General features: G+C 36.3%; 12 protein-coding genes. 5 read left to right on the top strand and 7 right to left on the bottom strand.

What is annotated here, in order from left to right:
* Positions 1–53 precede the first annotated feature (53 nt).
* On the top strand, positions 54–3,500 hold the full coding sequence (locus ACXAGS_RS10685; protein WP_474906644.1) for a methylmalonyl-CoA mutase family protein: 3,447 nt from the start codon (positions 54–56) through the stop codon (positions 3,498–3,500).
* A 49-nt stretch (positions 3,501–3,549) separates the two neighbouring features.
* Here ACXAGS_RS10685 and ACXAGS_RS10680 read toward each other — a convergent pair whose 3' ends face one another.
* Complete coding sequence (locus tag ACXAGS_RS10680) at positions 3,550–3,942, bottom strand: hypothetical protein (protein WP_474906643.1); 393 nt, start codon at positions 3,940–3,942, stop codon at positions 3,550–3,552.
* Between the two features lie 118 nt (positions 3,943–4,060).
* On the opposite strand from ACXAGS_RS10680, the gene ACXAGS_RS10675 reads away from it, so the two are divergent.
* From ACXAGS_RS10675 to ACXAGS_RS10665, 3 genes are read left to right on the top strand one after another with little or no spacing between them, the layout of a single operon-like run.
* Positions 4,061–4,516, top strand: coding sequence for an Lrp/AsnC family transcriptional regulator (locus tag ACXAGS_RS10675; RefSeq protein WP_474906641.1), 456 nt, complete (start codon positions 4,061–4,063; stop codon positions 4,514–4,516).
* Positions 4,517–4,552: 36 nt separating this feature from the next.
* Positions 4,553–5,977, top strand: a complete 1,425-nt coding sequence (locus ACXAGS_RS10670) for an alpha/beta hydrolase (RefSeq protein WP_474906640.1) — start codon at positions 4,553–4,555, stop codon at positions 5,975–5,977.
* Positions 5,978–6,025: 48 nt separating this feature from the next.
* A complete protein-coding gene (locus tag ACXAGS_RS10665; protein WP_474906639.1) occupies positions 6,026–6,673 on the top strand; it encodes a DUF1684 domain-containing protein in 648 nt (215 codons plus the stop codon).
* An 82-nt stretch (positions 6,674–6,755) separates the two neighbouring features.
* Here the strand turns inward: ACXAGS_RS10665 and ACXAGS_RS10660 are convergent, their stop codons facing one another.
* From ACXAGS_RS10660 to ACXAGS_RS10640, 5 genes are all read right to left on the bottom strand, one after another.
* The gene (locus tag ACXAGS_RS10660; protein WP_474906637.1) at positions 6,756–7,766 is read right to left on the bottom strand and encodes an outer membrane beta-barrel protein; all 1,011 of its coding nucleotides are present in this window, start codon (positions 7,764–7,766) and stop codon (positions 6,756–6,758) included.
* 116 nt (positions 7,767–7,882) lie between these two features.
* Positions 7,883–9,166, bottom strand: coding sequence for an ammonium transporter (locus ACXAGS_RS10655; protein WP_010517743.1), 1,284 nt, complete (start codon positions 9,164–9,166; stop codon positions 7,883–7,885).
* A 30-nt stretch (positions 9,167–9,196) separates the two neighbouring features.
* Entirely contained in the window at positions 9,197–9,535 is a 339-nt protein-coding gene (locus ACXAGS_RS10650) for a P-II family nitrogen regulator (protein WP_010517742.1), read from the bottom strand.
* A gap of 265 nt (positions 9,536–9,800) precedes the next feature.
* Entirely contained in the window at positions 9,801–10,172 is a 372-nt protein-coding gene (gene crcB, locus ACXAGS_RS10645; protein WP_474906636.1) for a fluoride efflux transporter CrcB, read from the bottom strand.
* A gap of 19 nt (positions 10,173–10,191) precedes the next feature.
* On the bottom strand, positions 10,192–10,371 hold the full coding sequence (locus tag ACXAGS_RS10640; RefSeq protein WP_010517740.1) for a hypothetical protein: 180 nt from the start codon (positions 10,369–10,371) through the stop codon (positions 10,192–10,194).
* Between the two features lie 340 nt (positions 10,372–10,711).
* Here ACXAGS_RS10640 and ACXAGS_RS10635 point away from each other — a divergent pair, with 340 nt between their 5' ends.
* Positions 10,712–11,098 (top strand): pyrophosphohydrolase domain-containing protein, encoded by a 387-nt coding sequence (locus tag ACXAGS_RS10635; protein WP_474906635.1) that lies wholly within the window; start codon positions 10,712–10,714, stop codon positions 11,096–11,098.
* A gap of 28 nt (positions 11,099–11,126) precedes the next feature.
* Here ACXAGS_RS10635 and ACXAGS_RS10630 read toward each other — a convergent pair whose 3' ends face one another.
* Positions 11,127–12,194: a branched-chain amino acid aminotransferase gene (locus ACXAGS_RS10630; RefSeq protein ID WP_474906634.1), complete on the bottom strand. Its 1,068-nt coding sequence runs from the start codon at positions 12,192–12,194 to the stop codon at positions 11,127–11,129.
* Positions 12,195–12,282: the final 88 nt, after the last annotated feature.

Below are 12,282 nucleotides of genomic sequence, written 5' to 3'. Positions count from 1 at the left end.
GCGTTAAATTGAATTTATCGTAAATCAATAGCCAGCCTATTTATTCTTTAATTATGGAGCAAATTACGGCATATTCGCCCAACAATAAAATTAGAATTGTTACAGCTGCCTCTTTATTTGATGGTCATGATGCGGCCATCAATATCATGAGAAGAATTATACAAGCAACTGGGGTAGAAGTGATTCATTTAGGGCATGATCGCAGTGTAGAAGAAGTGGTTAATTGCGCTATACAAGAAGATGCGCATGCTATTGCAATGACGTCTTACCAAGGTGGTCATAATGAGTATTTTAAATATATGTTTGACTTACTGCAGGAAAAAGGAGCCGAACATATTAAAATTTTTGGAGGCGGTGGTGGTGTAATTTTGCCAGAAGAGATTAAAGATTTGATGGATTATGGCATAACGCGTATCTATTCCCCAGATGATGGTAGGCAGCTAGGTTTACAGGGAATGATAAACGATTTGGTTCAAAAATCAGATTTTTCGGTACCCGATTTAACCGTGCAACAAACAACGGAACTAACGCAAAAGTTAAAAGACAAAAATGTTAATGTTATTGCCCGTTTAATATCATTGGCAGAAAATAGACCAGAAGCTTTTGAAACTGTTTTTACCAAAAGCATGATTAAAGATGAGGTACCTGTGCTTGGTATTACCGGAACCGGAGGAGCGGGCAAGTCTAGTTTGGTAGATGAACTTATTAGAAGATTTCTTTTAAACAACACCGGTAAACAAATAGCAATAATTTCTGTTGATCCCTCCAAGAAAAAAACCGGTGGGGCACTATTGGGAGACCGTATTCGAATGAATGCGATTAATAACAATAGAATTTATATGCGTTCTTTGGCTACCAGGCAAGCCAACTTGGCGTTATCTAAACATGTGGATGATGCCATCCAGGTACTAAAGGCGGCGGAGTATGATTTAATTATTTTAGAAACCTCCGGAATTGGCCAGTCAGATACTGAAATTTTGGATCATAGTGATGTATCGCTTTATGTAATGACACCGGAATTTGGGGCGGCAACTCAATTGGAAAAAATTGATATGTTGGATTTTGCTAACGTTGTTGCCATAAACAAATTTGATAAAAGAGGAGCAAAGGATGCCTTAAGAGATGTACGCAAACAATACATGCGTAATCAAAACCTTTGGGATATAGCCCAAGAAGACCTTCCCATTTTTGGTACCATAGCATCGCAGTTTAATGATACTGGAATGAACAGGTTGTATTTAGCTGTTTTAGAACTTCTAAATACAAAGACCAGTGCAGAATTTGAAGTGCCAGACGCATTAATGGTGTCAGATTCTGAAAAACGTTTCATAATCCCACCTGCACGTGGACGGTACCTTTCTGAAATAGCGGAAAATAGTAGGCAGCAAGATGATATGGCTACTTATCAATCTAATATAGCACAACGGCTATATGGTCTGTATACCACTATTAAAGGTTTAATACAACAGTCTGGTAGTACAGAATCATTTATAGGGTTATCTGGTTTGCAAAAGGAAGCGTTACAGCAAGTGGTAATTTCAGAAAATGAAGAATTATTACAACTTTTATTCGCCGAATTTGATAAGGTTTTGATGGATTTGCACCCAAGAAACTGGCAATGGATATGCGATTGGGAAACAACAAAACAGAAATATGCTGGTCCAGAGTTTGTTTTTAAGGTAAGAGATAAGAATATAAAAATGGAAACGCATACCACCTCCTTATCCCATAACCAGATACCAAAAATAGCGTTGCCAAAATACAGGGCCTGGGGAGATTTACTTTTATGGAAATATAAGGAAAACGTTCCAGGGAGTTTCCCGTATACCGCAGGTATATACCCTTTTAAACGAAAGGGTGAAGACCCTACCCGTATGTTTGCTGGCGAGGGTGGGCCAGAGCGTACCAATAGGCGTTTTCATTATGTAAGTCAGGAAATGCCCGCCAAAAGATTGTCTACCGCTTTTGATTCCGTTACCCTATACGGTAATGACCCGGACTATAGACCGGATATCTACGGAAAAATTGGTAACGCTGGGGTTTCTATTTGTTGTTTAGACGATGCTAAAAAGTTGTATTCAGGATTTGATTTGAGTAATCCCTTAACATCGGTAAGTATGACGATAAACGGTCCTGCACCAATGTTGTTAGGTTACTTTTTAAATGCTGCTATAGACCAAAATTGTGAAAAGTACATTAAAGAAAAAGGATTAGAACAGAAGGTAAAAGCCAAAATAGCCGCCATATATAAAGACAAGGGAACCAAAGTCCCAATTTATCAAGGAGATTTGCCCAAAGGTAACGATGGTTTAGGTTTAATGCTTTTGGGGGTAACTGGGGATATGGTTTTGCCAAAAGATGTGTACGATACAATTAAGGCAGCCACCCTTAAGCAAGTTAGGGGTACCGTGCAAGCAGATATTTTAAAGGAGGACCAAGCACAGAATACCTGTATATTTTCTACGGAGTTCGCCATCCGTTTAATGGGAGATGTCCAAGAATATTTTATAGCCAAAGCGGTACGTAATTTTTATTCTGTGTCCATATCTGGTTACCATATTGCAGAAGCAGGTGCCAATCCAATTTCTCAGTTGGCATTTACATTGTCCAATGGCTTTACTTATGTAGAGTATTACTTAAGTAGGGGAATGGATATAGATAAATTTGGCCCTAATCTTTCTTTTTTCTTTTCTAATGGAATTGATCCAGAATATGCGGTAATTGGTAGGGTGGCACGACGTATTTGGGCCAAGGCAATGAAAGAAAAATACGGAGCTGGTCCGCGTGCTCAGATGTTAAAATACCACATACAAACATCGGGCAGGAGTCTACATGCCCAAGAAATTGATTTTAATGACATAAGAACCACGTTACAAGCTTTATATGCTATTTATGATAACTGTAACTCGCTGCATACTAATGCTTATGATGAGGCTATAACAACACCTACGGAAGAATCTGTACGTAGGGCCATGGCTATACAATTAATTATTAATAAAGAATTAGGTTTAGCAAAAAACGAAAACCCATTACAAGGTTCTTTTATTATAGAAGAATTAACAGATTTGGTAGAAGAGGCCGTTCTATTGGAGTTTGATAGAATTACAGAAAGAGGAGGGGTGCTAGGGGCTATGGAAACTATGTACCAAAGAAGCAAAATACAAGATGAGAGTCTGCATTACGAAAACCTGAAACATTCTGGTAAATATCCAATAATAGGGGTAAATACCTTTTTAAGTTCTAAAGGCAGCCCAACAGTGTTACCACAGGAGGTAATTAGGGCCACTAAAGAAGAAAAAGTACAGCAAATAGAAACCTTGAATAATTTAAAGGCTACCTATCAAAAAGAAGCAAAAGAATGGTTGTATCAACTACAGCAAACCGCAATGGATAGTAAAAATACCTTTGAAACCTTAATGGAGGTAACTAAATATTGTTCTTTAGGAGAAATAACCAATGCGCTGTTCAATGTTGGTGGGCAATACAGAAGAAACATGTAAGTAAAACCTAAATTTAAAAAGCTGCGTTTAATGCAGCTTTTTAAAATTTTTATTTTAAAATAGACTTTCGCCAAACCTTGAAAGACTTTCTAAACACTTTAAGTTCGTAACGTAGTAAATTCAAATATTCTCTTTCTTTAACGCCGTCTTTTTCCAGCCCGTTACAATAAGACAATATATTTCTGATGATTATATTTATCTGGCTGGCATTTCTAGCCCTACTGGCAGAGCAAGTTGAGTTAGCTGCGTTTTCAATGGATGCTATAATCAAAGAGGTGTCTGCAATTAAAGAATTCGCAATTACATCTCTTAGGCTTGCGGTTCTAGATAACTTATAGTTGCTATAATCTTTTGCAAAATAATGTGCTACGGCAGCGCTTAAATCTTTAAGTGCTAGCGATTTTTGGTATACCGGTAAATTGCTATACGCTTGTGAGCTCATCTTTATCCTAGTAAATTAGTATGCTAAAGATACAGCTAGATTATCGATGTATATCTTTAAAAATTAAAGTAGAATGTTTAATTTGCTTTGTAAATTAAATTTTTAACATCGTATAAGATTGGAAATTAAATTAGACCCTTTAAGTAAAGAAATTTTAAACTGTTTACAGGAAAACGCCCGAGCTTCTTATGCGGAAATTGGTCGTAAGGTAGGCCTTACCTCACCAGCTGTTGCGGAACGTATTAAAAAACTAGAAGATTTGGGTGTAATAACAGGTTACCAAGCCAAAATTGCCTACGCCAAACTAGGCTATCAGCTAAAAGCAATGGTAACTCTAAGGGCGTTTGTTGGTAAGCTGAAACCTTTTTTAGAACAAGTTAAATCTTATGAAGAGGTAATCAATTGTTATCGTATAACCGGTAATGAAAATATCATAATGGAGGTGGTAATTAAAGACCAAATACATTTAGAAAATTTTATAGACCGTTTAATTGTTTATGGCGAGGCCAGAACGCACATTGTCTTGTCTAAAGTAGCTGGTTCCAATTCATTAATTAATCCTAAAAAATCATAAATAATGGTTTGGCTAGATTTTTGCGGTTTAAAAATTATGATAAAAAACTACATCTTCTGCACATTTTTGTTGGTGCTAACTTTTTCCCTGGCCCAAGAAAATAAGACTACCTTGGTTAAAGGTAGGGTTATAGAATCTTTGGTAATTAATGATTCTTTAAATGAGTCCGTTTCATTGTATTTACCTACTTCTTTTGAAATGAATAAATCTTGGCCGCTTCTGTTGGTTACAGATTTGAAAGATGATGCGGTGGGGACGGTAAAGAGGCTTTCCGTTGCTGCAGAAAAAAACAAATACATTCTAGTGGCTCCCAATTCGTTGAGCGATACAGCATCTATATCCAACAATATTTTAAAAGTTAAGAATGCGTTGGATTTTGTCTTTACTATTTTGCCTATTGACCGTAAACGCTTTTATGCTGGGGGTATAGGCTATGGAGGGCGTTTTGCAAGCTTGGTTCCCGTATTTATTAAAGATGTTGATGGTGTGCTTAGTATCAATGGAACACTGGCTAATATGGATTTATTGAGTGTAGAAAGCAAATTCCATTTTATAGGTTTAACTACAAGGGAAAATTATAGTTATACGCAGATGTTGGTGGACGAGAAGATTCTTAATGCCCGTAAATTTCCCAATAACTTAATTGTTTATGATGGTAGCGAAGGTGCTTTGGAAGTTCAAGAAGTAGTTAGGGCCTTGACTTATTTTGATATGGCTTTGATGAAGAAAGAAGAGGCATACAAAGATTCGTTGCTAATTAACCACCAGTTTCAAGCAGATTTAAATCAAGTCTATCAAAAACAAAAAAAGGGTAACTATTTGCTTGCGCATAGAGATTTACTGGAAATGGAAGAAGTTTACCGAGACTTAGTAAATACAGATGCCGTTAAAAGCTTAAGAAAAGAACTTCGAAAAGACAAGAACTATAGGGTGTTAAAACGCATGCAAGAAGGTATTTTGTTTAATGAAGGTTTAAAAAAAGAAGATTTTGCCTATTATGTAGAAGAAGATTTGCAGACGTATAATTACAATAATTTAGGTTGGTGGAATTACAAATTGAGTGAACTAAAAAAGGATTTGTCCAATGATAATCCGTTAAAAGTACAGTCTGCAAAAAGATTAATTGGATATGTTAATGCGTTGGTAGATGATCAAGTAGATATTATCAAACACGGTTTTGCTGATGATGTAGAGGCGCTGCTTTTGGCTCATATGTTAAAAACCATAACGGCACCAGAAAATTATGATAGCTACTTAAAAGTTATTAGTATCAGTGCTAAAAATGAAGATTTCGGCACCGCTATTTACTATTTAGAAGAATTGCTAAAAAATGGATACAAGGATAAAGACGGATTTTACCAATTAGAAAATACGGCCTTATTACGTATTACTCCAGAATTTAACGCATTGTTAGAACAGTATTTGGGTGATACCATTTATTCCCCGCTAATAAAAGAATAAGCCACATTCTATTTTAAAGAGCAGTTTAAAAGATTGTATTTTTAAGGTATGAATAAAATTGTTTTAGTTTTTTTAGTGCTGTTTATTGCTTGTGGTCAAAAGAAAAAATATCATGATGTTGAGGGTAATTTGGGCGCTGTCCAGGCCGTTGATCCAGCTATCAAATCCATTCTTTCGTTTCAAGAAAACTTGAATAAAGAGTTTAAAGACCCAGATGTCTCTCCTTTACCAGATAGGTACCGTAAAGATTTTAATGGTTTGGATTTTTATGAACCCGATACCAATTACATTGTAACTGCTAATTTGGTGTTTACCCCAGATTCAGAACCTATTTTAATGCCTACAACTACAGATAGGAAAACTTTGGAAAGGTTATATGCTATCGCCCATTTTCAATTAAATGGAAAACAGCATCAACTAGAAATTTATCAAAGTTTAGATTTAATGGAAGAAGAGGGTTATGAAGATTATTTATTTCTTCCTTTTTTAGATGAAACCAATGGGTTAGAAACTTATGGTGGTGGTAGGTATATAGATTTGCGCTTACCAAAAGGAGATTCGATAATTATTGACTTTAATAGGGCCTACAATCCTTATTGTGTGTATAATAAAAAATACTCCTGCCCCTTGGTGCCAAGGCAAAATTATATGAAAACCAAGGTTGCGGCAGGAGTAAAGGATTTTAAAAAACACTAAAAGCCCGGTTATAAAGCCGGACTTTTAGCATAATGTCACTGAACGTGTTCTTGAGTTAGTTGGTTAAGTAGTTCTCAAAGATTTAGTCAAAAGAGTAGATAGCAGCAATAGCAAATGTTGCCAAGCTATTAGTAGCAGCTAAATCATTATCTGTGTAAGGCTCAATATCGTTACCCCAGCTATCTAATCTAATCTCTGGCTTAATAATTAAATTGTCAACGCTGTAGCTTCCTGTTAGAGTTAAAGCTAGTACAGGAGCATCATCACCTTCGTCTTGAGTAAATGCAAAATATTCTCCTCTTAAACCTAATGCAAAGTTTTCAGAAGTAGAGTATTGAGGGTACAAAGCAGCACCGTAAAAGCCAGAACCGTCATTTGTAGCCAAAGCAGCATTAATTCCTAAGAAGAAATCATCAGATAAGTCAAAACCACCTGTATAATCAATTTCAAATCCTAATGCTTCACCACCATCATAGTAAAGGTTAATAAACTGGTCGTAGAAACCTAATTGTGCGCCTAAAGAATAAGCTCCTGTAAGGTTGTTGTTTACATCAGTTACATTCATTACAGCAAGCATTAAGCTCATGTCATCAGACAATCCAAAATCGGCCTTTAAACCAACGTGAGAAAAAGGTCCGTTAGAGAATAAATAAGAAGTACTGTAGTTAAAGTTAGCAGCAGGAGCAATTACTTCATAACCTAAGAAAGTATTAAATCTACCCATGGTTAATGTTGTTCCCTCACTTACATTCCAATATGCATACAATTGATTTAAGTTGTAACCGCCAGTAGCATCGTCACCTCTTGGTCCAAATACTACATCTGCAACCGCACCTACGCTACCTTTTTCGTAAGAAGCAATTAAGTTTGCCATACCTAAAGCAAAACCTGTTTCGTTTGCAAAAGATGTTCCTGGGTCTACTGTACCGTCTGCATCAGAAGTAGTAAGTGCAGTTCTATAATAGGTATCTACGCTTCCACTTAAGCTTAACGGATTAGATTCTTCTTCCTGTGCTGTTGCACTAATTGCAAATAAAGCGGCAGCGGCTAAAACTGTATTTTTTATGTATTTTGTGGAAATAATCGTTTTCATAAAGTTTAATGTTAGGACCACCGTTCAATGTGGTCGGTTAAATTTTAGTTTAATGTTAAATTGAAAATGGTTAGTTCAACGGAGCGTTCTGCCAAACGCTCCGTTTCCCTTAATATTTAATCGTTAGAGTTAGAGATGTGTTCTGGGTAAGATTCCATTCCGTGTTCATGAATATCCAAACCTTCTACCTCTTCTTTTTCAGAAACCCTTAGGCCTAAAGTTTTCTTAAGGATAAACAATAGGATAAACGTGGTTACAACAGCCCATAAGATGTAGGCTAAAGAGCCATATGTTTGTACCCAAAGTAGTTTGGCGCCACCTCCGTAGATTAGACCGCCATCTAAGGCGAAAATACCTACTAGAACAGTTCCTAAGAAACCACAAACACCATGTACGGAAATTGCACCTACAGGATCATCAATCTTAAATTTCTTATCTAAAGTTTCAATGGATAGTACTACTACTATACCACAAATTAGACCTATGATAAGCGAGCCAAAGGCATTAACCGCACCACAACCGGCAGTAATACCTACCAAGCCTGCCAACGCACCGTTTAAGGTCATGGAAAGATCTGCTTTTTTGTAACGCATCCACGTAAAGAACAAAGCTGCAATTGCGCCTGCTGCTGCTGCAATATTGGTGTTGATGATTACACTACCTGCGGCAACTGTATCATCGCCACCCCAAGCTAATTGTGAACCACCGTTAAAACCAAACCATCCTAACCATAGGATAAATACACCTAGGGCACCAAACATCATATTGTGACCTGGAATTACTTGTGGTTTTCCATCTACATATTTTCCAATTCTTGGACCAACCATGATTGCGGCTACCAAAGCTGCACCACCACCAACGGCGTGTACTACGGAAGAACCGGCAAAATCAACGAATCCGGCAACGTTTAACCAAGCATCATCGTCAAATGGCCAGTACCAGCTACCAGAAATAGGGTAGATTATAGTAGTTAAGACAGCAGATAAAATTAGATACGTAGAGAATTTTGTTCTACCAGCTACGGCACCAGATACAATTGTAGCAGCCGTTGCACAGAATACGGTTTGGAAAAATAGGTTGTACCAATCATCTGCGCTAAAAAAGAAGTAGCCTTGATCAGCAGGACTAGATCTAAAAAAACCACCTAATACGGTATCACTTCCATACATAATACCGTAACCTACTGCCCAGAACATAATGGAACCAACGGAAAGGTCCATCAAGTTTTTCATGATTATGTTACCAGAGTTCTTGCTTCTAGTAAAGCCTACCTCTACAAGGGTAAAACCGGCTTGCATAAAGAAGACTAAGATAGCTGCTATGGTTATCCACAAAGCACCCATATCGCCATTAATGGCTTCTATTGCTTTGTCTAAAGTTTCTTGTTCTAATTGAGACATAATTAAATTTTTTGTTGGTTAGTAATTTGGTTAGTTGATTCCTGCGTGTCCAGTTTCTCCTGTTCTGATTCTGTAAGCTTCAGAAACTTCGGAAACGAAGATTTTACCGTCTCCTACATTTCCTGTACTTGCAGTTTTAATTAATGTTTGCACGGTTTTTTCTAAGAAATCATCAGATACTACAATCACCAAGTACCTTCTTTGTATATCCGTGGTACTATAGGTAATACCTCGGTATACGTGACCTTGCTGCTCGTTACCAACTCCTGTTACGTCCCAGTAACTAAAGAAGTTTACCTCAATTCCATGAAGTGCCTTTTTCACCTCATCAAATTTTGATTTGCGAATAATTGCCTCGACTTTTTTCATAATTGATTTTGTTAGTTAACACGTCAAATATATGTTAAAAGAGATGCAACTATATATTTTTAGGGGGAGTTATCTGGTATTTTTATGATATAATAGGTTATACCCCCTTATTGTTTAGGGGTATTAAAATTTAATACCTGTTTAATTTTGAATTCCTTAACAATAAGTTAATTGTATGTCTAGTTTTTGTGTGTAAAATTTAACATGCGGAGGTAAACATGATAAATTATATAACAAATACAGCTAGGAATTGTAAATATGTTAATTAAATGTGTTTGCTAACGTAGATGCCCACACCAACGGCTAGTACGCCAGTAATAATGCTGGATAAGAGATAAAATCCAAAATAGAGTAGCTCTCCTGTTTTCAAAAGATTATATTTTTCAAAAGCAAAAGTAGAGAAAGTGGTAAAGCCACCGCAAAACCCTGTAGCAAGTAAAAGGGTTTGATTTTGGGTCAAGATTCTTTCTTTGGCGCTAAGACCTAATAAGATACCAATTAATAAGCAACCAATGATGTTGGATAGGAAAGTACCTAGAAAAAAATTGGGGTAAAAAGAATTTAGATTTTTAGATACTATAAACCTAAGCGCACTTCCAAAGCCGCCCCCAATAAATACTAGAAGTATCTGTTTCATACCTTATAAAGGTAATAACTTATACAGCCTTCTTGTATTTAGATTCAGAAAAATCATCGGGGGATAGTTTAAGAACAGTTTGCTCTTTGATTTTCTGAAAAGGTTTTTTGATGTTCTCCATGGCTCCGTTAACACTAAATAATAATAAGAAAGCGTTGATGCCAAGTAAAACAAATAAAATGCTAAAAAATGTTACCATCTGGTGTAGGATTAACGGTTACAAAAGTACGTCTTTTCCTATATTTAACGAGAATTTGGCAGTATTTGTTGTGTAATTCTTAAAAAATGTGGTGTAGGAAATATTCTTGTTAATTTTTGAGGAAGTGTTTAACCGCAAACAAAAATATTATGAATATGATAAAGGTCAATAGAATCCATTGTACGCCCTTGTAGTTTTTTTGATGTAATTTTTTGTCTTTACGGTACATGAGAACCATAACTATTACAAAAGAAACAAAAAACAATAACGCAAATATTAACTGGCCCGTACTGAACATATTTAATTCTATATATTCACAAAATTAAGCAAATTAGAAGGTATGCAAGACAAAATTGAAGCGGTAAAATTGTTTCATGAATCTTTTGGTTTAGGTGTTTTAGAAAAACCAAAGGCAGATTTAGGAATAGGTAAAAATAAACTTCGATTCAATTTAATGGACGAAGAGAATAAAGAATATCTAGAAGCGGCAAACAATGATGATTTGGTAGAGGTGGCAGATGCCCTTGGCGATATGCTTTATATTTTGTGTGGTACTATTTTAGAGCACGGTATGCAACATAAAATAGAGGAGGTTTTTGCCGAAATACAAAAAAGCAATATGAGTAAACTAGGGGCGGATGGAAAACCTATTTATAGAGAAGACGGAAAAGTCTTGAAGGGACCAAACTATTTTAGGCCGGATATCAAAAAAATTATGGAACAATAAAAAGGCGCCAATAGGCGCCTTTTATAATTTACTTTACTTCGTGTCTCCAACCAAATTTGTCTTCGGCACGGTTATATTGAATATCTGTTATACGCTTTTTAAGCCTAGCAGAAAACGGTGCTTCCAATTCTGGTAAATCATAATCCTTGCCGTTAAATCCAAAACCAGCTAAAGGGGATATCACTGCGGCTGTACCTGCGCCAAAAATTTCTTTTAAAGTGCCATTGTTGGCTGCAGCTACCAATTCAGAAACTTTAATTTTTCTTACTTCGGTTTTTATGCCTTCGTCTTCCGCAATTTTTAAAATACTTTTTCTGGTTATACCATCTAAAATTCGATCATTGGTAGGCGCGGTCATTAGCGTATCGTTAATTCTTACAAAAATGTTCATGGCACCCGCTTCCTCTATATATTCGTGCGTATTATCATCTGTCCATATAATCTGTTGGTAACCTTTTTCTGCAGCTAATTTAGTAGGATAAAATTGACCTGCATAGTTACCTCCTGCCTTAGCATAACCAACCCCTCCATTAGCAGCTCTGGAATAGGTCTGTTCTATCAAAACTTTGACTTTGCCCGAAAAATAAGCACCAGATGGGGCACAAGCTATTATTAGTTTATAGGCATCTGCCGGAGATGCATGGAAACCAACGCCAGTTGCAAACATGAAAGGCCTAATATATAAGCTACTACCTGCAGTGGTTGGTATCCAATCTTTCTCTAGTTTTAATAAAGCCTCAAGTCCTTCCATAAAATGGCTTTCCGGTATACTTGGCATGGCCAAACGTTCGGCACTTTTATTTAAACGCGCATGGTTGTCCGTAGGTCTAAACAAGAATATTTTTCCAGCTTCATCCTTATAAGCTTTCATGCCTTCAAAAATAGATTGCCCATAATGAAAAATCTTAGAAGCTGGGTCTAGGGAAAGGTTGCCATAAGGAACAATTTTTGGAGTTTCCCATGCTCCGTTCTTGTAATCACAGACAAGCATATGATCTGTATACACGCTTCCAAAGGAGAGATTGTTAAAATCTACATCCTGAATTTTTGTTGTTTTGGACTTCTCAATTGAAATATTGTTTTCCATTACATTCATATCTATAACTTTGCAGTGTTAAAATTAGCTATTTATGGTTAGTTTTAGTCTATAGGAAATATTATTTACGATTCCTTTTTCGTTATAT

Source organism: Croceivirga sp. ABH4_376, assembly GCF_056160685.1.
This window is presented reverse-complemented; position numbering and strand designations above follow the sequence as displayed.